This window comes from Peribacillus sp. NPDC058075 (genome assembly GCF_042885195.1).
Classification (GTDB): domain Bacteria; phylum Bacillota; class Bacilli; order Bacillales; family DSM-1321; genus Peribacillus.
Genome location: NZ_JBHVSL010000001.1, coordinates 2465297 through 2490194 on the forward strand (window position 1 = coordinate 2465297; position 24898 = coordinate 2490194).

Below are 24898 nucleotides of genomic sequence, written 5' to 3' on the forward strand. Positions count from 1 at the left end.
TGTCACTCCTCTATAAGAGCAGATCAAATAGCGGTAGCAGTATCAAAGCATTCATATCAAGTGATCGTATTATTGCATAAAAACTTAACTGGCTTATAATCATTAATCACCATTGCCATTACGTTGCCGATATTTGCTAAACGTATATATCCGCGTTTTGATACCGTAGTCCCTATGATATAAAAGCGAATGATACTTTTTTAATTTTTAGCAAAATGACCATTATCTACAGTATGTTTTTCCGCCATATTCATAGTTTATTATGAATAACAATAGAAGAAAGCCGTCAGTTTCAGAGCGTTTATTGCTGAATTTTGGACTCTATTGAATCGCTCTCTTAAAAGTTCCAAAAATGGTTTATAAACTCTTTATATAGAAAAAGTCCAAAAGAGGGAGAACTAGTCACCTGGATGACTTGGTCGCCCTCTTTTAAGAATAATCACTATACTTCTTTAAAAAGCTCTATCCTTTCTTTATCCCTCCTGTAAATAAAAAGCACCCAATTTAATGGATGCTTAGATTTCCTTTCTTTCGTAATCTTATTTCAAATTTATCACTGAAAAATTCATTTGCATTAAAAATAGTACTAATGTCTGAAATATCACCTATGTTCACAATTAAGGCTTCATCAACTTCTTGATCTGTGAGAACTATGCGATATTCATATTGATTTTCAAAGTATTTATCTTTCCAAAAATAAATATCAGTCCCTTGATTTTTATAAGAGCTCATCCTAGCTGAGGAATTGATGTTATAATCATCATATTTTACCAAGCCCCCTCTGTAAGCATAACCTTTCTCATTTAGTGTTCTAGTAATTCTGTCAATAAATTGCGAGGGGGTAACAAAAATCAAGCTATCTCCGAACTCCCTAATCATTTTATCGATTTGTTCATTAGGTAAATCAAATTTGGTATAGTAATATTTTTCATCCTCCTTAACCACTTTTAACATATCGCCAACAATTGCAAACATGCAATATAATGGTCTTTTTTCATTTATATTTTTTCTGAAATTCATTTTTTTAGTTCGCCCCGACATGATTAATTCATGGGTATCTTGAGTAAAGAAATTCATGGTTAATTCCGTAAAAACATGTGTTGCTTCAAATTTGTCGCCTACACCCTTTTCTCCTGAAGCACTTTCTATATCAATATACTTTTTGAAATTATTCATATATAAATCACCTGACAAAAAACTTTCCACAAAAGGTGTGAACTTTATAAATCCAAAAACTTGACCTTTAAATCCAACCTCAGATATTTTCATACTCTTCGTTCCCTCCTATTTACTAAATTCGACAAAAGGGACTATTCACCGGTATTTATTCCAAGACTATTTAAAGGAACGTTTAAGTTAGTGAATATGTAAGAATGTATGCCTAACTCACAAAGAATATACTTCATAAAAAAGCTTATTCAAAGGATAGACAGTCTTTCTTCTGTTTAGCTTCCACAAGCATATTCGTTATGATTTCCTGTTGTCTTAACAAATCCTAAGGTCTAAAAGCTTAATTTTGTGAGGTTCACCTTTGTAATACAGCACACACAACTGGTTCGCATCGATTGCGCATGTTTTTACCTACAGTAAACTGGTATTCTTTACCTGATAAGAAAATCTCGGGTTTAAACTAAAATGAACATATCCAGCCTTAGAGCTTCAGCCCTTATTTCGGCTGTTTCTTTATCAGGGAACGGTTATTTTCCACGTTAATTATTTCTTATTTATTGCTTGTACTTCCTTTTTAATTTCTTATAAAGCTTTCTATAAAAATGTCCTGGACTTAAAAAATATTTAAAGCAGGAATCGTGAATATACAGAATATCACTAGGGCAGCAGTACTGTATAATAGAAAAATAAGTTTACATATTTTGATGCTAATTACGTTGCGTTCAGCTTAATCAAACTTAAATATCGGTAGAAAGGCTGGTAACTATTTTGAGTATAAATCCAAATATGGTGGAGATAGCCTCCCTCCTTGGGGAATCGTCACGTGCAACCATACTTGCAAGCTTACTGGATGGTCGTTTTCATACTGCAGGCGAATTAGCATTGATGGCTGTAATAACACCTCAAACCGCCAGCTTTCACCTTTCTAAATTAGTGGAAGGTAACCTTGTTAAAGTTGAAAAACAAGGACGACATCGTTACTATCAGCTAGCAAATGGAGAAATTGCGCATATTTTAGAATCGTTTCTTGCCATCTCCCCACCTCCTCAAGTTCAGTCGTTAAAACAATCAAGCCAAGTTAAAATGCTTCAGGAAGCCAGAACTTGCTATGATCATTTGGCAGGAAAACTAGGAGTCCAATTAACTGAATCGATGTTGAAAGCCGGATATTTGAAAAAAGAAGAGAGAGAGTTTACAGTTACATCCAAAGGAGATCATTTTTTTTCTGAATTCGGCATCGATTTACTTGATTTAAGAAAAAAACGCCGTTCATTCTCCCACTCATGTTTAGATTGGAGTGAACGTCACCATCATCTTGGTGGAGCTTTAGGGAATGGGCTCCTTACACATTTTTTTGAATTAGGCTGGATAGTCCGTGTTCCATCTATTCGCGCAGTAAAAGTAACACCTCAAGGGAAAGAAGGATTTAAAGAAGTTTTTTGTATAGAGGTATAATTTAATAATCCCTCATGGTGAAAAAGAATAGGGCTCTTTTCTTTTTCATTATGAGGGATTTTCTGTCTTTAGCAGCTTAGAACAATTAATACGATTACTATAAAGTACTTTTAACGAATTTATTTTCCTTTTGGAAATTGCTATTTACAAGATAGATGCCAATGATTATAAACAGCCCGCCAATTAGCAGTGAAGTGTATATCGGTTCACCTAATAGTGCCCACCCTGATAAAACACCGAAGAAGGGTGCCAAAAATAAAAAAGCACTTGTTTTTCCTGGATCACTCTTTTGTAAAAGGTAATACCAAACAGCAAATTGCACGATCGATGACATGATACTTAACCATAATAAAATGAACAACGAATTGCCATTCATTACGAAAAATGGTTTTTCAAGAATAAAGCTGCCAAGTAAAAGCAGTAAACCGCCAAAAAGCATCTGATAGGCAGATAATACCCAGGTATCGGGAATCTCTCCCCATTTTTTCGCCAATAAAGTGGCTATGGCCCAGAAAACAGCAGAAAGAATGCCGAAAAGAATGCCAACCTTAAATTCAAGTTGCGCCCCCATCGTTATCATCACTCCAACTAATCCTAATGAAACTCCAATCCATTGATATAGTTTATAGCGTGTTTGAGAAAAAATCGTACCGAATACAACAACAAGTAACGGGTTCGTGAATGTAAGAATGGAGGATTCACTTGCTGAAATCGTGCGTAAACTCAGGAAAATGCACCCCATTACTCCGGCTGTTTGAAAAGTTCCGATAATAAGCATTTTTATCCAATCCCCTTTAGAGTTTGGATGCGGTCTTTTTAAAAAGATCACGATCATCGCCATTATGAGCCCGGCAAGTGTGAAGCGTAATCCTGCTAATAATAAGGGGGATGAATAAGGTAGACCAATTTTAACTACTGCAAAAGAAGAACCCATTAAAAATGTCGTTAAAAGTATCAACAGTGTAAATTTGAAAGCATTCATTTTTTTATCTCCTGACATATTTATATGACCGATCTACAGCTATTATAGCTGGTGATCATTTCAGTTATTATCGAAATATGGAATGCAAGTGGAGATGACTTTAATAGTATCGATATATTCAACTAGAAAGAGTTTGTCTCAATTTTTGAAGTTAGCTTGCCTTAAAGCTCTCTCATCAACCTATCTAGGCTTGTAATCCTACTTTTCATATATTTCTAGAGGCAAATCATCCGGATCACAAAAAAAAGTAAACCTTTTTCCTGTTAACTCATCGACACGGATAGGTTCGACTGGAATGTTTTCATTTTCTAAATCTTCAATCGCTTGATTAATATCTTCCACTTCAAAAGCGAGATGTCTAAGCCCTCTAGCTTCAGGATAACTAGGACGTTGGGGACTATCAGGAAATGAGAATAATTCCAGCTGATATTCCCCTCCGACGATAAGATCCAATTTATACGATTTCCTTTCTGAGCGATATGTTTCCTTCTCGATATCACACCCTAAAATATTTACATAGAAGTTCTTTGACTTTTCATAATCAGAACAAATTATTGCTACATGATGTATTTTTTTTACCTTCATTTGCTTCCTCCTTAAAAGATGTTGGTTAGTTCTAAAATCTAATTTTACCAAAGTTATACATTAATAAAAACTTAGATTTCAGCGCTTCCTTTGGACTCCTCTGCACGATACTGGTACATCCATTTCCCTTTCACCGAACCCTGGCCATACTATATGAATAATAGTGATAATATCGAATAAAAAATAAAAAGCCCTGTTAACTGAAATTCAGTAACATCAGGCTTGTCAAGATAGTAGCTGGCAGAATTATTTCACTCTCTATATACCATTTCGAACAAACTTTTATAAATTCTAACGCCCACTTTGCCTTCATTTATATCCATCTATTTTACAGCAGGAATTGTTTGTGGATTTTCTGATATGAAATTTTCCTTACCCGATTTCAAGGTCATAAAAGCGATAAAACAAACGACTCCGAATGAAACCAATAACCAAACAGCCCCATTAAACGATCCATCGAAAGCGTCTATGACAAAACCGATCGTTAAAGGAGCGATGAAGCCAGCCACTTGCATCCCTAAATTGACCACTCCCACTGCAGAACCTCCGATTGCTTCCGGTAAATACTTCAGCGGCAGACTAAAAATGATAGTGGATAAGGCTGCGGAAAATATAGGTATAATGGATTGATAGATGATAACTCCCGTTACGGTTTCTGCATGAAACATGAGATACACGAATAACGCTAGTCCTAATCCACTAAAGCCCCCTATCCATTTTTCCCGGCCAACTTTCACTTTATCCAGTACATAACCGGCGATAATATAGAAAGCCACAGAAGCTATTGCAGGGATCATCTGTAAAAGACCCATGGAAATTAAATTCAGGCCACGTTCCTGCACCAAGTAAGTCGGCATCCATGACATCACTCCCCAGCTGATGAAACCGTATGCAAACGAGGCAACCATCAAACTAAGGACCAAGGGGGTTTTAAACAGCTTAATAAAAGAACCTTTGACAGGAACTTCCGTTAAGGAATCTACTTCTCGCGGGCCCTGACTCCCTACTCTTGGTTTTAAAAAGAACAAATATAGCAACCCAATCGTAAACCCAAAAATCCCAATAATGCCAAACATCATCCTCCATCCGATACTAACAAGAAGGGTGGCTGCGAGAATGGGTGAAATGACACCTGCAACAGTGAGTGCGGAAAGAAACAAAGACATTGCCCGGGATCGCTTTTCTTCCGCAATGGATACTGCTATCATTTTGGCCCCAGCAGGAAAGAAACTTCCTTCCCCCAATCCGAACATAAAACGAATGACCAACAACGATACAAAAGACCATGCCAATCCCGTCAGACTGGTAAAAATGGTAAAACTAAAGACAGAGACAATAAGCACGATTCTAGCGCCGAAACGATCGGCCATCAAACCGCCGGGAATCTGCATAATTGCATATCCTAAAAAGAAGATGCTTAATATCAGACCTGTGGAGGATGCGCTCAATTGGAGGTCATCGGATATATGGACAATCCCATAATTAATGACAAAGCGATCCAGTGCCGAGAACAAATTACCTGCAAAAAGTAATAACAAAATCATTTTTGGATTTTGACCGAATGCTAATTTGTTCACTAGCATAGCCCCCTAGTTTAGCTTTAATTTTCATCACGAGTCTATAAACCCTAAGGAAACAGGATCGTGGAGTCTCTAATGTCGAGGATGCGGGTTCAAAGTGCCTTTATCAAACATATAGGATTTCCTTTTGATTAGACGCAGTTTATTTCTGGTTAGAAATTAAGTAGTCTTTACCTTTTCTTGTCCATATACTGGGCTTCCATCTATGAAGGTGGCCAGAATTGCTATGTTCCTAATTTCTTCTGGATGAACAGCTGTAGGATCAGTCTCGAGAATGGTAAAGTCTGCTTGTTTTCCAATTTCTATGCTGCCTGATCGTGACTCATCAAAATTTAGTTTTGCGCCAAAAATCGTCATCGACTTTAAAGCTGTTTCTACATCAATGCGCTGTTCTGGGCCTAAAACATGGCCTTCTCTCGTTATTCTATTAACTGCAGCCCATACTGAAAATAGGGGGGAGATTGGGGTGATTGGACAATCGGAATGCAGGGTGAACAATAAATTGTGTGCAACAGCTTCAGCTAACGGACTTATACGCCTTCCACGCTCCGGACCCAGGAAAATTTGTTTATGCCTGTCCCCCCAATAATATACATGATTGATGAAGAAGGATCCGGCTACATCAAGTTCCCTCATCTTCATGATGTCCTCGGCGGTTGCGGTTTGGACATGTTCGATTCTATGGCGATGCTCTGTACGAGGGCTATTGGATAACGCATATTCATATGCCGCTAATATCGAGCCGATCGCACGATCCCCGTTTCCATGCGTTGTGATCCTAAATCCTCGTCGGTGCAGGTCTAAGACTTCTTCATTAAATGCTTCCTGCTGATGAATGAGATCTCCATATACATCTTGATTTTGATAATATGGAAGACGTAAAGCTCCTGTTAATCCTTGTATGGAGCCGTCCTGAAACATTTTTGCGCTATCTAATTTAACCCGTCCCGCAGACCTTTCCCTGAGTTCCAAGTCCAGTTGAGCTGGAGAATAACCCCCGAATGGCTGTCCTTCACGAAGCTGCTGATGCATGATCATCAGTCTCGTTCGCATCGGATTAATTTTTTGTTCAGCCGCTTTAAGATGAACCTCCAAATCTTCTAAATTATTAAATCCAACTGCAGCATCTGTATTCGTGGTAATTCCTTGAGCGACATAATCTTTTGAAGCCTTTCCTACCATATCAACCTGTTGCCCTATTGTCATTTGTGGTATGTGATCATTTATTGGTGCCATTGCCGCTGGTTCATAAATCACCCCATTAAGTCTTCCGTTCTCATCCCGTCCATAATGTCCGCCCTGGGGATCAGAAACATCATCAGTTAAACCTGCGAATTGCAAGGCAAGCGAATTTACTGCGGATAAGTGCCCTGAAGTGTGTGTGATGACTACAGGGTTATTTGGCGAAACCTTATCTAAATCACTCCGTGTAACATGGCGCTTTTCATACAAAAGCGTATCATCATAACCATATCCCCTTACCCATTCGCCATCGGGAGTTTCTTTTGCTTTTGCACCAATTACCTCTAAAATATCTTTTATGGATTGATTTGGCGGTGTACTGCAGTTCACCTGTCCCATCGTTAATCCATACATTAAAATATGGTTATGAGTATCGATAAAGCCTGGAATTAGGGTGGATCCCTTTAAATCTACAACATCAGTACTTGCTGTAATCTCCACTGCACTTTTAGGTGGTTCACACTCACCCCAAATCCCGACAATATTTCCATCTGCTACAGCAATTGACCTAGCCCTGCGGTTCCTGTTATCTAGAGTCAGCACATTTGCATTTTTAAATAAAAGATCGATTTTTATCATAAAATAAACTCTCTCCCTTTTTTTAGTTTTAAATCCACTTCATTTCGTCATAGACTAACTTGGCACTACTGACAGATAGAAATAATGAATAGATAGGGCAAATATTCACAAGTCAATCAGGAGTAGAATGACACATCCTTTCTTTAATGAAACAATAGATTTACCCCATTTTACTAGTGGTGTTAACATCATGTCGTCCGAACCAGTATAATTGGCATATTAACATTAAAACATTTAAATTTATAATTTTCAATATTTTCTAAAAAATTACCGAATTATTGCAATTAAGCGAGCATACTATAAGGGATTATATAAGTAGCTACAAAGTTTAAAGCCAAGAACCGTACACAAGTCGTAGTCTATGGATTTCGATTTGGACTATTAAAGTAAAATCCGGTTTCCTTTAATCATTATGTAAGTCAACCAAACCTTACATAGTTAGGTTGTTGAATGTATCAATTACAGTGGCTGCCAAATCTAAATCATTGGAAACGGCTTTGAAGAAAGATTCTGTCATGGCAGCCTGTGATCCACTTCTGAAAGTATCAATTCATGTACTCATATTTATAATCGCCTGTTATTTTAATAGCACTATCCACCTGAATATTACGGATGGATCCTTCATTAAGGCTAAAACCACCTTTGGAAATTTCTCTCCATTTTTTCAAATCCTTTCTGTAGATCACTCCTTCTAAATTATAGATGTCTATATTTTTTTCAAGGGCATATTGGTACGTATCCCTAATTTCTTTGTCTAATGTCCCCTGTATTTTTTCTTTAAGGCGGGGTAAGGAGATGTTTTCTTCCATATCCACAACGGCACCTTCTACTTCAATTGAAATATCGAATTTGACTTCATCATTTACATAGATAGGCTTTATATTGAATTTTGGCCTCATTAGAGATATTTGAACATTTTTGTTTTTGTTGATTTTTATTCCAATTGGGGACCTTACCGTTGATTTTGTTAGCCATCTCATCCCCCCAAGATGTTTATTTGCTATCTCCCCCATTAGCTGATTATTTTTAATAAAATAGGACCCTGATAGTTTTACGGTGTTCTGTTTTTTTTCTTTTGCTTTCCATACCTCATTTTTCAACGAAATCTTCGGTAGTTTTATTGTCATTCCTGTTTCATAATTTTGCGTATAAAATCTTTGAATCCTGATGGGTTCGACAAAGGATCTTAATTTATAAATATCCTTCGGATTGAAAATGCTTGTTTGCACGGAAGAGCCGAATAAACTATTGACAAAGAGGATCTTTTCTAAGGAATCATCGGTTCCATATAACCAAGTTGTTTCCCTAATTTGCTGAAATCTTAAAATGGGATCGTTTACGTTGACCAATCCATGTTTTAGTAAGCTTTCAGAGAAAATGATCAATTTAACATGAGCCCAATAAATATACTGGTTTGACCTTTTATAAATGTCATTCATGGCCTCGTTCATTGTTTCCCCTCGCCCTTTGGCGACCCAAACAGGTGTTGGTTTTGGTTCCAAGCCTTCTTGTTTAGCCACACCGGCAAAAGAGGTCACCTGCACATAAATGACATACTGACCATTTTGGTAATCTATTCCCATTGCACTTATATATTGAATATCTTGAATATCCTTTGTATCCCAGCAGCCACTTAAAAGAGCAAGGCTCAATACAGATAGTATAATTCTAAGAATCATTTTCATTAGCGATTTCCTTTTGTATTGTCCTTAGTTTTCAGCGTTTCGGCTCGTTTCTTTCTAAAGAGATATGGCTTCACAAAGACACCGCCCCCTAGAAGATCTTTCAAGGATATGGGTGAAATAGGCGCTAAGTAGGGTAAACCATAAACCTGCAGCCTTGATAAATAAAGGACAATAGAGAAAACACCGAGAAAGAATCCGAATAAACCTAAAACAGAAGAGAGAAACAATACAAAAAACCTGGCTATGCTTACAATTCCACCTAAAGATTGATTAATTAATGTATAGGTGGCTACCGCAGTGGTACCAGCCACAACCAACATCGTCGGGGATGTAATCCCGCCTCTAATTGCCGCATCACCAATGATTAATCCACCCACAACAGCCAGTGATTGACCGATTGCTTTTGGGAGTGTGACCCCTGCCTCCCGAAACAGCTCAAATAAACCTAAAATCAAGAAAGCCTCTTGTTGAGGTGATATAGGCAACCCAAATCTAGATACGGTTATCGTCGCCAGAAATGAGAAAGGGAGCTGGTCTAATTGAAAGGATACTAGTGCTATATAAAAACCTGGCAGAAATATGGATACCACCAGTCCGATAATGCGAAAGAAATATTCGAAATTTGTATAGTAAGATGGAGTATGACGATCTTCCGCGGCTTTTAACAAGAGTGTAATATTACCTGGCCCAATTAAGGCCGTTGGTGACCCATCCACTAAAATGACAAAGCGCCCATTATTTAAACTGGCTACAGCATAATCCGGCCTCCCTGTATAATCAAATAACGGGATCAGGTTGAACTTACTGTCTGATAAAAATTCTTCAAGCTCAGTAGTTCCCAACAAGATATCTGTGTTTATTGAGGAGATTTTCCTTTTTACTTTTCCAATGGTTTCTGGATTTACAACATCCTTCACATATAATAAATTGATTTTTGTCTTGCTCCTATTGCCAATGGTAAATGCTTGATTTTCGAGTGATGCCGTTTTATATCTTTTTCTGATCAACCCTAAATTAACAGAGATATCTTCGATAAATCCATCACGTGGACCTCGGATGGAAATTTCACTACTTGTTTCCTCGGGACTTCGATTCGGGATGCTTGGCAGGGAAAACATAAATAATAATTCCAATTCTTCAAATAGCATCAGGACCATCCCGGAAAATACGTTTTCCTCGACATTTTCTTTTAAAGTGAAGGATGGGAAAACCCTACTGACTTTAAATTCTTCTTGCGGATCCTTTATAACCTCTTCTTCCATCAGTTTAGAATTTCTGAATACACTATCAAGCCGTGCTACTGATTCCCACAATTTTTTGACATCGACCAACACCTCTGAATAAATCAAAGTGCAAATAAGGGGCGGATCTGTTTTCCCTTCAGATGTAATGGTATACTTTTGGAATTTTATATCCGAGCTCATTCCGAATAATTCATTGAAATACTCCGTCTTTAGTTGGATCTCCGAAGAACTCCCCTTATTTGCCTTGTTCAATAGAGGCTCCATTCTTTTTCACCCTTTCTTTCAAAAAAATGACCATGTTAATAAAAAAGGTTATAACCAATATGCTAATCACACTCAATTTAAAATAATATCGTTCCGTAAAATTTCTGTATGCTGGAATGTCGATTGGTATACAAAGCGCAATGATTAAGGAGACTGATATAGCAAGCAATATAATATTTTTTATTTTCTTTGATTTAATTTGAAACAATTCCCCCATTAGAAATATCGATAACGATACACGGATAAATGCACCTGAAAGCCATTGGTATATTGATAAAAAATCCAGCCGGTTCAAATACTTACCCATGGTTAGTAACCGCCATTGAGCGTATGCAGGATTGCTGATTTTTGAAGCCTGTACCGGACCAAACTCTGTAATGGAGCCTATTATGGGTCCCATACAGATAAACAAAAGAAATAAACCTAAATAGAGTAAACTCTTGAACTTTATTTCTGTCTTTACATACTGTTGAATCAAAACGAGTAGAAATATCTCTGTAAAACCTCCACCTAGTATTACGACCCCGTCCCAAACAGGTGTAATCCCATTTTCAAAAATAGGGAAAAGCAAGGAGTAATCCTTAAACTGTATGTTCGCCGTCATTATCATAAATCCCAGTGCCACAACAAGGGGCAAAACCAATCCCCCGGCAATTGCTATTGTTTTAATTCCAGCCTCGGCAGCAATAAAACATAGGATGATGAAAGGTATAAATAATATATATTCTGGTGTTTGAATCATATAAGTACTGTTTACCCAAGAAAATGTGCTAAATAAAGTGACAAACAAGTTTAATAAAAGATAAAAGAAAAGAAGGATTTTTATGGACCAGGCGACGAGCGGGTGACTGTGAGTATGAAGCCAGCCAATGATATGCTGTTGTTTTGTTTTATTTATGATCCAATAAACCATGGGAAGCCATAAAAGAAAAAGCACCCCGGTGACTAAATTACTGATCCATGAATCTCTTCCGGATGCCCCGAGCAGTGAAGGCAAAACGATAACATGGTTCATCAACCCAATGGACAGAATCAGCACCGATGTCGCTTGAAAAGTAGATATACTTTTTATCATGTGACACATCCCCTCTCTTTTAATATGAGAAGGCATTTTAGTTTTTATTCATACGGTGCATCCATTTTTCAAGGGACAGATCGGTATTTGAACGTCCCCTCCCCTCAATTAGCCCCGCTGAATCAACTGCCATTTATGGCTTTGCGAAAATTAATTTAGAGAGATATTTTTTGTTTACAAATCTGAAAAGTTTTGTACGGTTTCATCGAACGCCAACAGGCACCAGCTGTTTTTTTAGCTGGTGCCTGTTGGCGTTAATCCCTTATACTGTATCCTCCCAGTATGAATGATACTTTTTATATGTCAGCTTTGCAGGTTCTTCATTGATTCTTACATTTCGGAAGTACTGCCTCTATTCTTTTTGAACGTTGCCCATAAATCTTCAAGTATCCTCATCATTGCATAGTGCACAGTACACAGATTTTGGATAAATAAATCAAGGTTATTTATTTCATACATGATTTACAAACAGGATTTGCTAAACATTAATAAAAGAGACCACAAATTGTGGCCTCCTCAGTTTTTAGGCAAAAGGGTTCTATTTAAAAGTTAAGGTATTTAAACTCTTTTTTATTCTGATAACATTAGTCATTTTGCTTATCATTTTTCACTGTTTTTCCTGATAAAAACCATCCGCCTATTGCAATAAGAAGCATGACGGACCAAAAGATTATATTCCAAATTGGTCCTTCAACAAAATCGTGAGAAATAATGTGCACGGCTGGATGTGCAAGGGTATGCATTAATAACTTAACCCCTACCCAACCAACGATCAACATGGCTGCCGTTTCGAGGCTAGGCCGCTCCGTCAGTATCTTAACGAAGTATCCTGCAGCAAATCGGATGACGATTAAACCTGCAATTGCTCCTAATAAAATAACAATGAATTTTGCCCCATCCATACCTCCTATATCCCTCATTGGTGTATCTGGCAAGGCAATGACAAGAGCGACTGCAGCTAAAATGGAATCAATAGCAAAAGCAATATCAGCTAATGCAATTTGCGCAACGGTCATACGGTAGCTTTTTCCTTTTTTTTCTTTGTCACCGTGGTCCCTTTTTAGTAAATGCTTTAATGAGATGAAAATCAAATATGCAGCCCCAATTGCTTGAACTTGCCAAACATGGAAAAGGTACGAAATGATGAAGATTGCACCAATCCTAAATATAAAAGCCATTAGCAGCCCAATATTAATCGCTTTTTTTTGCTGTTCTTTTGGTAAATGCTTGGACATGATGGCTAAAACCAATGCATTATCAGCAGATAATAAACCTTCTAAAAAAATTAGAATAATTAACACCCAGCCATATTCCAATAATAACGATAGTTCCATGATACCCCCCTAAAAGCATGTATAAGAATGCGTATATACTTCAAACCCAACAACATTTTCTCCTCCAATATTGTCCCATCTTATCTACTTCCTTATTCAACCCTTCCTTCCCATTAGCTCCATTTGAAAGAAGAAACTCCGCTATTGATAGTAAAGCATCCATTAGCTCTATAATATATTCTTATTTGCTTAGCCATAGTTCACATTGGCATATTATCTTCACACTTCGGCAATCACCAAATCCATACCTATTCTGCCATTAAATGATATTTCTGCAAAATGTCTCTTGTGATATCCCTTGCTTCAGCCGATGTGCCGGAGATATTCGTTACAAAAACATAGTCATTTCAATAAAACCAACATACCAGCCAATGTTTGTCCCCTGCCCTGTTTTCCGTAAAGTGTATAGCTGTCTCTTTCAGCATGACATCCTTATCAAAAGGAAGATTCTCTCCATATAAATTTTCCATAAAACCCACTTGTTCAATTGGAGAAATTTTGAGTGAGCTGCTTAGCCAAAACGGATCAATCCCTCCACTTATATCTTGCATAAGAAATCTTATGAATCGATTCCTCCATTCGACCCTCTCCAATGTCACGGGCCATTGCTTGATAATACCAAACTACAGAGTTCCTTAAACCAGACCCAAGCGTCTGACCTTGTTCCATATCTCAATTTCCCTTTTCACGCCATCCCATCCTCGACAGCAACGACAATCCGATAAGTGCATTAGGCACCTTAAAATGTTGATTGCGGCGCAAATCTTTGTTCCGCCCGTTCATTATTATAGATATAAGTCTTATCTTTTTCACTTCACGTAATATAAAAGTACCTTCACGTTCAGCAAAAAAATTCATCGACGTCGAGCTGTATATCTTTGGCCATTGCCCCACTTGGCTGCTGTATATATAAATAGAACGGAGGCGCCAATAAGTAGTAAAAAGGCTGCCAGAAGCCTGCGTTTTTTTAAAATTCATCACCTCATAAATTCATTTACAATCAATTCCATTCCAGCAGATAAACTTAATTTTTTTAAGATTAAGAATTCTCATCTTTACATGCTTAATTTTTAAAAAAGTCACGGCTGATAACATGGAAGTTTAAACATCATTGCCCCTTGATTTAATTGCAAAATTAATCAAATGAATAAAATTAAGGCTTTTCCCAAATAATAGGGAGACTAAGTAAGGGAGGGATTTATATGGATGTTAATCGTGTAAAACAGATTCTTTCTTCTTCATCTGACATTGAGGTGAGATATAATGGCACTTCAGTATGGATTGATAATTTAAATGAAGATGGAAGAACGGCTACCGTACATCTAAGAGGCCCATTAGAGGAAAGATCAGACGTAGCAATTGACGAACTTAAAGAAATCTAAGGAATATCCATTAATAACTGAGCTCCTCTCGTAATGAGAAGAGCCTTTACTTATTTCAACCTTAATTTTTGACCGATATAAATTTTGTCGGGGTCTTTAATTCCGTTAAGGCTAACAAGAGAATTTACCGATGTTTTATGTTTTTTTGCAATGAAGCTAAGTGTATCGCCTTTTATTACAGTATAAGTTGTGGTTGTTTCCGTTTTCAATGCACGGGAGTTGTGCGTCCTAAGAGTATTTATTGTTTTTGTAAAATCTCTATAGGCTATATTCAAATCCACCTTTGTGCTGATCCCGCTTACCTTACCTGAATCAGAATGCTGCCAAATATCCGTGCTGCGTCCCAACGTGCTGTTGTATCTGGCAATCCACAAAGCGTAGTTCGTCAACCTTGATTCATCTAGGGTATTTTCGAGAAAATATTTACCAGTATACAGCATAGCCATATATCCAGCTTCTTCAATAGCCTCCAAAAAAGCGATTGCTGCATCGGTCAGCGTTTTTTTATTTGCCTTTTTTTTATTTTCCTCCAGATCAAGGACAACAGGGTAATTTAAAGCAATGGAGTGGATAGAATCTAAAAAATAAGCTGCCTCAGCCTTTGCTTCTGAAACAGTTGCAAACTTTGCATAGTGATAGGCCCCCACTTTCAATCCCACTGATAATGCTTGTGGTGCATTTTCTTTGAAATAGGATAGCTTAGAATAACTCGTTCCCTCTGTTGCTTTAATGAACACGAACTTCACGTCCGCCTTTGCAACTTCCTCCCAATTAATAGCACCTTGCCAATGTGAAACATCGATTCCCTTTATATATTCCATATTCATATTCTCCTCCTTTCTCTAAAAAGGATCCACCCATTGGACATGATTATAATCCTTTTTTCAATGTTTTATGATTATGTTCTAGTTTTTATAAACACCTAATTAGCAGACATACCTTCCTATTCCCCCACTTTAATTGTGGATAATATTGCCGTTATAATACAAGTAAAATTTCTTCCTCCTTTGTAAAAATCTTTGATTTGGCTTGTATCGGGGCGTTGTTTATTTTATCTTTCTCCAATATCAATACCCCGCTCCCTATATCTAACATAGCCTGCTCACTTTGAAGCTCAAGCATCGCTTATCTAGATTAAAGAACCTCATTCCCTGAACAAAAATTAGAGCAATTTAACTGTAAAAAAATGATGTCTCCCTCCATACCCTTCCTGGAGAAACATTAACTGCATCTTTTGAACTTTTTATTCAAAAAAAAGAGTTGAATCTATCGAGACACCAAGCCTAATATCCTTATTAACATTGTTATTTTAACGTAACGAATATAAACCTTTTATAACTCATATTATGAGATGAACAATAGATCGAAGTTAAAGGAGGATGACTTTAATGAGTAAACAAGTGGTAGGAATATATGAAAACGGTGAAGATGCGGTAAAAGTTGTTGAAGAACTTTTGATACAAGGGTATAAACGTGATGAAATTTCTGTTGTTGCCAAAGATCGGAAGGAAACAAAAGTGGTCGAGAGAAAAACGGGTACGAAGGCTGAAGAAGGATTAGCAACCGGAGCTGCAACAGGTGGAGTTATTGGCGGGACGGCTGGCCTTCTTGCCGGGGCGGGTGCATTGGCCATTCCAGGAATAGGACCGCTGCTAGCTGCTGGACCTATCGTTTCAGCACTGGCAGGAGTGGCTGTTGGTGCAGGAACAGGAGGATTGGCTGGTACTCTCATTGGATTAGGCATTTCAGAAAAAGAGGCAGAAAGTTATGAAACGGATATAAAAGCAGGAAAAGTTTTAATATTAGTTGATAATGATATAAAAGAAGGCCCCTCTACTTATAGAAGATAAACGGCACCAATATTCATTTGGAAAGCAATAATTATGGCTCAATAATTTGTTCCATTAAATGAAAAGCTTCCTTTTGTTTTCAAAGATCATATTATGCTATACTGATTTTATTAATATTCAGAAGGGATGATGGGTGGCCGATGATTAACTAATCTTATTTTCAAAATTTGAAATCGCATATTTCAAATCATACGAAATAGGATTAGTCTGCCCATTTTCTATAAATTGTAGAGCTATCATGAAAATAGCTCTTATTTGATAATGCACAGGTACGGCTAATCCTTCCATATGAACTGGGAGGATTTTTTTTATTCTCCCTTTAAGGAGAGGGATAATTATATGAAAGAACTATTAAAATTAACCAATATCAGTTTTGAAGTATTGGACCAGAACATTTTTGAAAATGTTAATGCTAGTGTTCAACAAGGGGAAATCATCGGTATCATTGGCAAAAATGGTGCCGGTAAATCTGCGTTGCTGCAATTAATTAACAAGGATTTAGAGCCTGCACATGGACAAATCCAATGGCTGCAGCAAGACTTGAAAGTTTTTATGGTTGAACAAGAAGTCGAATCGCTCTCTGCAGAAGATAAGACCCCTACCGAAGTTAAATTACTCGATAAAATGCATGTACCAAGCCATGACTTCCTGCAATTAAGCGGAGGAGAAAAACTCAAAGCCCGGCTAGCAAAAGGACTTTCTAAAGGTGCAGACCTTTTACTATTGGATGAACCGACGAATCATCTTGATGAGGCCAGTTTAGGATTCCTCAATGAACAACTTAAAAATTATAGAGGTACCATTATTTTTGTTTCGCACGATCGTTATTTTTTGGATGCTGTTGCAACGAAAATTTGGTCGATTGAGGATAAAAAGCTAATTGAGCACAGAGGGAATTATTCTAGTTATATGGAGGTTCGCAAACAGAAAAGACTTACACAACAACGTGAGTATGAAAAACAGCAAAAAATGGTGGAACGAATCGAGGGACAAATGAATGAAATCACTTCTTGGTCAAAAAAAGCCCATTCCCAATCGACGAAAAAGGAAGGAGTTAAGGAATACTATCGCGTGAAAGCGAAGCGAATGGATGCACAGGTAAAATCTAAACAAAAGCGTCTTGAAAAAGAGCTTGAAAAAGCAAAAGCCGAACCTGTTGAATCAGAATATAGTATACGCTTTTCAATTAAAACAAAAAACAAGACGGGAAAACGTTTTTTGGAAGTTAAGAATTTAACTAAGACTTTTAGCGGGCGAACACTGTTTAAAAACGTCAATTTCACGATTCAGCATGGTGAGAAGATTTCCATTATAGGCCCCAACGGCAGCGGAAAGACGACATTATTAAAAATAATGGTTGGACATGAAACTTTTGCGGGCGATGTATGGATTTCACCATCTGCAAAAATAGGCTATTTGACGCAAGAAGTTTTTGATTTACCACTTGAACTAACACCCGCCCAGCTTTTTCATAAAGACACATTCGAGTCGAGAGGGAATGTTCAAACTTTAATGAAGCATTTAGGCTTCACGGCTTCTCATTGGACTGAACCCATTAAGAATATGAGTATGGGTGAACGGGTGAAATGTAAGTTAATGGAATATATATTAGAAGAAAAAGATGTGCTTATTTTGGATGAGCCGACAAATCATCTGGACTTAGCTTCAAGGGAACAACTTGAAGAAACCTTAGCACAGTATACTGGAACGCTAATCGTCGTTTCGCATGATCGATATTTTCTCGAAAAAACGACAAACAGCAAACTTGTCATTTCGAATAATCGCATACAAAAGCAATTGTATGATTCATCATCCTCAAAAAGAGATGATTTGGAAGAACTGCGATTAACACTTGAAACAGAAAGACAGGAAGTTTTGGGAAAGCTTAGCTTTATGACGCCAAACGATAAAGCGTACACAGAACTCGATAAGAAGTTTAATGAGCTTACGAAAAAAATAAACGAACTTGGTGACAAATGACTATCAACTGAAACTTAATGTGCTGGATGATACCCCTTAGAATAAATTAATTCTAAGGGTTTTTTAGATATTACCCTGGAGTCCTGCCGAAGTATTATAGAATATCTAAGAAAGTACAGACTCCGATCGTTCCGGAATTTCTTACACACCTTGGCCATCAAGAATCGGCTGGTTTAAGGTGCTAAAAGGATATTAGTAAATGACTTGATTTACAACTTGAACAGAATACTCATGCCCCCTGGTTAATAAGATTGAATGATGGTTATGTTTGAAGAGGGGGCCTTAATTATGAGTGAGAACACACAGGAAGCTATGAGGAATAACTCTGGAATGTTTGTTGAACGCTCTTTAGATGAGATTCGTTTTTGGTCAAGAATAATGAAGGAACACTCGTTATTTCTAAGATTAGGCTTTAGATGTGATGATACACAGCTAATTGAGGAAGCTAATCAGTTTTATCTTATATTTGAACGGATAGAACAGCAATCCCATTCATTTACAAATCAAGCTGATCCAGAACAGATCAGGAGATTTAACGCGGAGGTGCAGCAAGCTGCTACAGGCATATTTTTATTTAAAAGAAAGGTATTAGGATTAATACTCACCTGTAAATTGCCTGGTGCAAACAACTTCCCACTTTTAGTCGACCATACAAGCAGAGAAGCCAATTATTTTAGAAAACGATTAAAAGAATTAAATGAGGGTAAATTGAAACCACTTGCAGATGCCATCATCAAAGAAAATGTTTTCTTTTTAAGAATAATGGCGGATCATGCAAAATTCATTGGACATCTCCTTGATCCATCAGAAAGAAAGCTGGTGGATATGGCGAGAAACTTTAGTAATGATTTCGATCAATTAGTCTTTCAAGCCGTAGACTTAGAGTCCATGAAACCGCAATCTCAAACGGTCCCTCTTCTGGATCAATTTCTAGATCAGAACCGTGTGTCCGTCGTTTCACTTCGAGACTTTAAGAAAACGGCCAGGGATTTAATCGAAGAATGCAAAATCAAGAGCATCATTCATCCACTATTGGCTGATCACGTTTTCCGTGAGGCAGAACGTTTCCTTGAAATCATCGATATGTTTGAATCCCATCTTACTGGTTAAAAATACTATAATGGAGTATGAAGGATATAGAAAATGGCAATTATCGATTAAAGAAAATTCTTACCTAAAATAGGCCCCTCTCGATTTAGAGAAGGGCTTTTATATGTAAAAAGTTAAGACAGGGAGTTCACCAATTTTTTAAGTTTCTCTTTATCAGAAACAGAAATCCATGGTAAATCCTTATTATCTTCATTAATACCAGGTTGGATAACGTGGCTATTTAAAAGGTCACAAATACAATCATTTATGAATTGGATATCCTCGTCTGATATTTTCCGGTTATATGTAGCGGCTCTTGTTTGTTTGGTTATCCCCCCTATCAAGCCTCTTTGATTTAATGAACTTCTGATCACTTCTCTGATAGCCTCTACACTAGTCAATGGAAAAACATCAAGGTGCTTAACAATCATTCTAAATATATCCTCTTTAGATAAATCCTGTTCAATATGTTTTCGCAATGATTCCACCCCCATTCGTCAAAACATTCTTCAAATGAAACGTAAAATCCTCCTATTAACAAAAATCATTTAAAAAATCTCAAAACAAAAAAGCCCTCTCAATTAAGAGACGGGCTTTTAACAATGGAGGAGTACCACTTAGGGGGTAGTACAATACTATAATTATCGCCAAACGAATACGTTTATATTCACACCCTTCCTCAAGTTGGTGAAAACGGCTTTACTTTCTTATAGACATTCAAAATTAACGCCTTTGTCGTTCCTGCCCTGCCTTCCATTACTTTTTTGCTTTGTTCCATCCATGACCATTCTTTAATCCTTCTACTATATGACGTGCTAATATAACGCTATTTAATGTACTTTGAATGAAAAATAGCGTTCTATCTCCTTTGATCGGAGTGCCGCCATTGCATTATATTAAGGATTCAAATGTTTAAACGGGTGGATGGTCCTATCTTTGGAATTTTGGATGCCTCTTACACTATTCAATTTCCACCATGTTTCTGATATGCTTTTATCAATTGAAAAAAGAAAGGTGTAGGTAAGATGATAAAGGAATTCAGGGAGTTTATTACCAAAGGAAACGTTCTCGATCTTGCAATAGCTGTAGTAATGGGTGCTGCTTTTGGGAAGATCGTTTCATCACTAGTCAATAATATTATCACGCCGCTAATAGGAATTTTATTAGGCGGGGTTAATTTTTCTTCGTTATCTATCACAGTTGGAAACGCAGTTGTTCAATACGGTGAATTTGTCCAAGCTGTGATTGATTTCTTGATCATTTCATTTGCGATTTTCATATTTATGAAGGTTGCGAATACTCTTATTAGAAAAAAACAAGCAAACGAGGAAGAGGTATTGGAAGCCATACCGGCATCTGAGCAATACTTAAAGGAAATCCGTGATCTTTTACAAAAAAATTCACGGCAGGATGAACCATCATAAGCATATACTGAATCAGTCAAAAATCACTTGAGAATAAGATAAAGCCCCTCTCTTAATTGAGAGGGGCTTTCAGACGTAGACAAACTCGATGAAAATCGAGTTTATCTACAGTTTTTTTATGGATTGTACAATTTGAACGTTGATTGGAACGTGAGGCATTCGCTTTTCGCGGGCGGTCACCCCTCACAATAAAAGGCTTCTTTACACCCGTGGCTCGCCTATACCCGTTCATTCTATTCAAATTGGGCTAAATCACCAGCTGCTTTCACACGAATACGAGTTGCATTCCCAGGCATATAAGCTAATGGTACATCTTCTATGTCAACAATAACAAGCGTTTGTGGATCGGCTCCTGCGCTGATCGCTTCTGACATCGCTATTTCCTTTGCCTGTTCCAATGCCGTTTCCCTTCCTATTTCAGCTAGTGCATATACTTTTTCAATCTGCCCGCTAACCTGGGAAATGGCCGATCCAATGGCATTTGCTACACCTGAATGTAATGGGCGTATGACTTCAGATGCACCTTTTAATTCCTCAGGTAAAAGGATGCTTCCACCCCCAACGAGAATGACAGGCACTGGTGCAGCACTTGTTTTCATCTTATCAATAGCATCTTCGACCAGATTGACCATATTTAAATAGACCGATCAAATCCCCTAAAGGATGCCACTACATTGCTTCATAGTTTTTAATTTCAAATTCATTTAGGGGCCTATTAATCGACATACTCAATTTATTAATAAGCTCTTGGTAATCCTTAGTATCATTTGGATCAATACCTTCCCTGACCTTTAGTATCTCGTATCGGTCATACTGTTCTGGAATAAGTTTTCCGTCTACATGGATATAAAGCCTATATTTGATCCTTAGATTCATAAAAATACCATCTCCTTTACTATCAGTTCGATATGGGGAGCTATTTTCCTGCAAGAAAAAACACTCTAATGTGGCCTCCACTAGCTATTCATTTCTCTATTCAGAATGATGAGTAGTTCGTATCATCTCAAAACCTCTCTTTTTATATTGACGATGAGCGCACGAACGGTTAGGTGGCATTAGTTATATATATGGGAGAACAACATATTTATGAATATACTGTATGGGATTGAACTGAATACTTTTGTTCTTCCTGCATAAATTGTCCAATACGGAAAACTAGTGAACTTGGAGGTTTTTTAAGTGAATCATCCCGACCCAGTATTAACCAATACATTGATTGCAATAATTATTCTGAATATTTTAAAAATATTAATTCGGAAAATACGGAAAATTCGTGATTTTATTGTTCATCACACCTTTTTATCATTTAACTATTTTTTAGTGAATACGAATGATAGAATGTTAAAGTGCAAAAATTTCTCTGGTACATGTAAGGATTATATTGGTGTTTATTGTTTGAAATATGATATACCTGTAGAATGGATGTTAACCTGGGGGATTTCCAAGCGTATGTATCCTGGTTAATAAAGAATAAACACCTCAAAAAAGGCGTAAATTGAGGTAATCTCCTTAAATGGTGTATTTCATTGGAAAATATAGGTGGGTTATGCTAATACTTCGTGAGACGAATTAGTTTCTATAACTTTTAAAAAATCGCAGGCAGTACAATTTGTACGATCCTAGCGGAAAGGACGGCCATAATAATGAATCACGACAAAACAGCCATCACTAAAATTCGTACAGGCCCCATGTTTGCGGTGATGCTGGCTGGTGCTCTAGTTGCTTTCTTAAATCAGACTTTAATCAATATCGCATTGCCTCAATTAATGACTCATTTTGACATATCAGCTGCAACAGCTAATTGGCTTACTACAATCTTCTTATTGGTCAATGGGATTGTCATCCCGATTACCGCTTTCTTAATGGAACGATTCAATACAAGACAATTATATCTCGCTTCGATGGGACTATTTGCATTAGGAACTTTTTTATGTGGTATTGCCCCAAGCTTCTCTGTCTTATTGATCGGACGTGTGGTTCAAGCTGCAGGTGCGGGGATTTTGTTCCCGTTGATCACAAATGTAATTTTCACTTTATTTCCACCTAACAGACGCGGTTTCGCAATGGGTATATTTGGTATCGCGATGAATTTTGCCCCAGCTGTAGGACCGACATTATCAGGATGGATTATCCAAAACTATTCATGGCGGGTTCTGTTTTTTATCATTTTCCCATTCGCCCTGCTTGACTTCATCTTTGCCATTTTCATCATTAAAAAGGTAGGGAAAACCAGCCGGCCTAAACTCGATAAACTAGGTGTAATTCTATCCACTATCGGATTCGGCGGAGTTTTATATGGATTTGCTACAGGCGGCACCAAGGGGTGGAGCAGTCCCGAAGTACTGACGATGTTCCTTGTCGGAGGAATCAGTTTAGTTTTATTTGTCTGGAGGCAATTCACTGTATCTCATCCTATTTTGGAATTTAGAATCTTCCGGTATCGGATGTTCACTTTAACGACAATCATCAATATCATCGCAACTATGGGTATGTTCTCCGGAATGATCATCATGCCAATTTATATGCAGAATATCCGTGGATTTACTCCGATGGAATCCGGTCTCATGCTATTGCCAGGCGGGATTTTAATGGGGATCATGTCTCCTATCACCGGAAAGCTGTTTGATCGATTTGGTGCAAGATGGCTTGCGGTGAGCGGACTTGCCATCACTATCATTACAACCTACCTTTTAACGCGGCTTGAAACAGATACGTCCTATTCTTATGTGGTGTGGGTATATACGATTAGAATGTTCGGAATGTCGATACTGATGATGCCTATCTTCACAGCTGGATTAAATGAATTGGCACTTAGCTTAAATAAATATGGAACAGCAATGGTCAATACATTGAGAATGATAGCAGGTGCTGTTGGCATGGCATTCTTTGTGTCCATCATGACAAACCAAGGAACGAAACATGTACAGGAAATTTTATCTCAAAGGAATATATCACCAGATAATACATCACAAATGGCGATGGCCATTAAACAAGGCAGCGTAATGGGAGTGGATGATGCATTCATGATCGCAACAGGTTTGACCATAGTTGCATTCATACTTGCCTTTTATATCCGGCAAACATCACCTCAAGAAGATACCATTACAAATCGCTTATCAAAAAAAAGCAGCTTGAATAATCAAGGCTAAATTCAACCTATTTTCCAAGGTGAAAAAATTCTTATATTATTAAACTGGCTTGCCCCATGAAAACAAGGCAAAAAAAAGAGACACTTTTTATGAGTGTCTCTTTTTTTGCCCAAACTTCCTGGCCTCTATGAACCCGCCTATATTTTGATCCAGCGTCCCATATACCTTCTATCTCTTCTATACGATAAATCTTATTTCTTTAATGCCATCCTTGGGTTAGCTTTCACTTCAACCATTATTGATTGGCTAACACCACTTAACGGTTAGGTTCACCTGCCGATTATAACAAGTGCCATTATCGGTGTAATGATGATTGGGATTGGTGTCGGTTTTATGCTGAGACAACATATTAGTCCCGGTGGAGTGGATTTACTTGCATTATTACTATCTAAAACCACAGCAACTAATCCTGGAATTATTATTTTTATCCTTATTCTCTCATAGTATTTGCGGGAATGATTATATGGAAAGACTTAAAGTTGATGTATTCCCTCATCACGATATCCTGTGTCGGGTTCTGCGTCATTATAATCAATTCTTTTAAGACAATAAACTTTTTAAGATAAAGTTGTACCTACAAGTGCTGAACAAGAAAGGCCCTCCCTTACGATATACATTTTGCTCGTACTATACCCATGAGTTCACGCCATTTACACGGGATTTCGCACGTTTACTCGGGATTTTGTGCTGTACTGGTGATTTCGCACCGTTTACTCGAGACTTCGTGCAGTTTACTCGTGAGTTTTGCTGTTTTACTCGTGAATTCGTGCTATTTACTCGTGAGTTTTACTGTTTTACTCGTGAATTCGTGCTATTTACTCGTGAATTC

General features: G+C 37.5%; 21 protein-coding genes and 2 pseudogenes. 9 read left to right on the forward strand and 14 right to left on the reverse strand.

Going from position 1 to position 24898, the window contains the following annotated elements; translation table 11 throughout:
* Positions 1–504: 504 nt before the first annotated feature.
* Positions 505–1269 carry a hypothetical protein gene (locus tag ACFVS1_RS12230; RefSeq protein WP_352921097.1) on the reverse strand — a complete coding sequence of 255 codons (765 nt, stop codon included), beginning with the start codon at positions 1267–1269 and terminating at the stop codon, positions 505–507.
* A gap of 669 nt (positions 1270–1938) precedes the next feature.
* On the opposite strand from ACFVS1_RS12230, the gene ACFVS1_RS12235 reads away from it, so the two are divergent.
* Positions 1939–2625: an ArsR/SmtB family transcription factor gene (locus ACFVS1_RS12235; RefSeq protein ID WP_352921099.1), complete on the forward strand. Its 687-nt coding sequence runs from the start codon at positions 1939–1941 to the stop codon at positions 2623–2625.
* A 97-nt stretch (positions 2626–2722) separates the two neighbouring features.
* On the opposite strand, the gene ACFVS1_RS12240 is transcribed toward ACFVS1_RS12235, so the two are convergent.
* The 9 genes and pseudogenes from ACFVS1_RS12240 to ACFVS1_RS26890 all read right to left on the reverse strand — a co-directional run bounded on the left by ACFVS1_RS12240 (position 2723) and on the right by ACFVS1_RS26890 (position 14106).
* Positions 2723–3607, reverse strand: coding sequence for a DMT family transporter (locus tag ACFVS1_RS12240; RefSeq protein WP_387547687.1), 885 nt, complete (start codon positions 3605–3607; stop codon positions 2723–2725).
* Positions 3608–3805: 198 nt separating this feature from the next.
* Positions 3806–4192 carry an SMU1112c/YaeR family gloxylase I-like metalloprotein gene (gene gloA2 / locus ACFVS1_RS12245; protein ID WP_352921103.1) on the reverse strand — a complete coding sequence of 129 codons (387 nt, stop codon included), beginning with the start codon at positions 4190–4192 and terminating at the stop codon, positions 3806–3808.
* A 323-nt stretch (positions 4193–4515) separates the two neighbouring features.
* Complete coding sequence (locus ACFVS1_RS12250; RefSeq protein WP_352921104.1) at positions 4516–5769, reverse strand: MFS transporter; 1254 nt, start codon at positions 5767–5769, stop codon at positions 4516–4518.
* Positions 5770–5931: 162 nt separating this feature from the next.
* Complete coding sequence (locus ACFVS1_RS12255; protein WP_387547691.1) at positions 5932–7593, reverse strand: amidohydrolase; 1662 nt, start codon at positions 7591–7593, stop codon at positions 5932–5934.
* A 545-nt stretch (positions 7594–8138) separates the two neighbouring features.
* A complete protein-coding gene (locus ACFVS1_RS12260) occupies positions 8139–9278 on the reverse strand; it encodes a Ger(x)C family spore germination protein (protein WP_352921106.1) in 1140 nt (379 codons plus the stop codon).
* Positions 9278–10786, reverse strand: coding sequence for a spore germination protein (locus ACFVS1_RS12265; RefSeq protein ID WP_387547695.1), 1509 nt, complete (start codon positions 10784–10786; stop codon positions 9278–9280). The genes ACFVS1_RS12260 and ACFVS1_RS12265 overlap by 1 nt, the downstream gene beginning before the upstream one ends.
* A complete protein-coding gene (locus ACFVS1_RS12270; protein WP_352921108.1) occupies positions 10758–11861 on the reverse strand; it encodes an endospore germination permease in 1104 nt (367 codons plus the stop codon). The genes ACFVS1_RS12265 and ACFVS1_RS12270 overlap by 29 nt, the downstream gene beginning before the upstream one ends.
* A gap of 584 nt (positions 11862–12445) precedes the next feature.
* Positions 12446–13195: a TerC family protein gene (locus tag ACFVS1_RS12275; RefSeq protein ID WP_387547699.1), complete on the reverse strand. Its 750-nt coding sequence runs from the start codon at positions 13193–13195 to the stop codon at positions 12446–12448.
* Between the two features lie 248 nt (positions 13196–13443).
* Positions 13444–14106, reverse strand: a pseudogene (locus tag ACFVS1_RS26890) (penicillin-binding transpeptidase domain-containing protein).
* A gap of 291 nt (positions 14107–14397) precedes the next feature.
* Here ACFVS1_RS26890 and ACFVS1_RS12290 point away from each other — a divergent pair.
* The gene (locus ACFVS1_RS12290) at positions 14398–14577 is read left to right on the forward strand and encodes a small, acid-soluble spore protein, H family (protein WP_352921113.1); all 180 of its coding nucleotides are present in this window, start codon (positions 14398–14400) and stop codon (positions 14575–14577) included.
* 50 nt (positions 14578–14627) lie between these two features.
* Here ACFVS1_RS12290 and ACFVS1_RS12295 read toward each other — a convergent pair whose 3' ends face one another.
* A complete protein-coding gene (locus ACFVS1_RS12295) occupies positions 14628–15404 on the reverse strand; it encodes a GH25 family lysozyme (protein WP_387547708.1) in 777 nt (258 codons plus the stop codon).
* A 561-nt stretch (positions 15405–15965) separates the two neighbouring features.
* On the opposite strand from ACFVS1_RS12295, the gene ACFVS1_RS12300 reads away from it, so the two are divergent.
* From ACFVS1_RS12300 to ACFVS1_RS12310, 3 genes are all read left to right on the forward strand, one after another.
* Positions 15966–16427, forward strand: a complete 462-nt coding sequence (locus ACFVS1_RS12300) for a general stress protein (RefSeq protein WP_387547711.1) — start codon at positions 15966–15968, stop codon at positions 16425–16427.
* 339 nt (positions 16428–16766) lie between these two features.
* Positions 16767–18407 carry a ribosomal protection-like ABC-F family protein gene (gene abc-f / locus ACFVS1_RS12305; protein WP_387547713.1) on the forward strand — a complete coding sequence of 547 codons (1641 nt, stop codon included), beginning with the start codon at positions 16767–16769 and terminating at the stop codon, positions 18405–18407.
* A 288-nt stretch (positions 18408–18695) separates the two neighbouring features.
* Complete coding sequence (locus ACFVS1_RS12310; protein ID WP_387547716.1) at positions 18696–19517, forward strand: DUF2935 domain-containing protein; 822 nt, start codon at positions 18696–18698, stop codon at positions 19515–19517.
* Positions 19518–19630: 113 nt separating this feature from the next.
* On the opposite strand, the gene ACFVS1_RS12315 is transcribed toward ACFVS1_RS12310, so the two are convergent.
* On the reverse strand, positions 19631–19975 hold the full coding sequence (locus ACFVS1_RS12315; RefSeq protein ID WP_387547719.1) for a hypothetical protein: 345 nt from the start codon (positions 19973–19975) through the stop codon (positions 19631–19633).
* Between the two features lie 546 nt (positions 19976–20521).
* On the opposite strand from ACFVS1_RS12315, the gene mscL reads away from it, so the two are divergent.
* A complete protein-coding gene (gene mscL / locus ACFVS1_RS12320) occupies positions 20522–20920 on the forward strand; it encodes a large conductance mechanosensitive channel protein MscL (RefSeq protein WP_352921121.1) in 399 nt (132 codons plus the stop codon).
* Between the two features lie 233 nt (positions 20921–21153).
* On the opposite strand, the pseudogene ACFVS1_RS12325 reads toward mscL, so the two are convergent.
* A pseudogene (locus tag ACFVS1_RS12325) lies at positions 21154–21564 on the reverse strand (hydantoinase/oxoprolinase family protein); the annotation flags it as partial.
* A gap of 25 nt (positions 21565–21589) precedes the next feature.
* Complete coding sequence (locus tag ACFVS1_RS12330) at positions 21590–21796, reverse strand: hypothetical protein (protein WP_387547722.1); 207 nt, start codon at positions 21794–21796, stop codon at positions 21590–21592.
* Positions 21797–22563: 767 nt separating this feature from the next.
* On the opposite strand from ACFVS1_RS12330, the gene ACFVS1_RS12335 reads away from it, so the two are divergent.
* The 3 genes from ACFVS1_RS12335 to ACFVS1_RS12345 form a co-directional block, all read left to right on the forward strand.
* Positions 22564–24069 (forward strand): DHA2 family efflux MFS transporter permease subunit, encoded by a 1506-nt coding sequence (locus ACFVS1_RS12335; RefSeq protein WP_387547725.1) that lies wholly within the window; start codon positions 22564–22566, stop codon positions 24067–24069.
* A 333-nt stretch (positions 24070–24402) separates the two neighbouring features.
* On the forward strand, positions 24403–24513 hold the full coding sequence (locus ACFVS1_RS12340; RefSeq protein ID WP_387549332.1) for a hypothetical protein: 111 nt from the start codon (positions 24403–24405) through the stop codon (positions 24511–24513).
* Between the two features lie 136 nt (positions 24514–24649).
* On the forward strand, positions 24650–24898 hold a 249-nt coding region (locus ACFVS1_RS12345), incomplete at its 3' end, for a hypothetical protein (protein ID WP_387547728.1).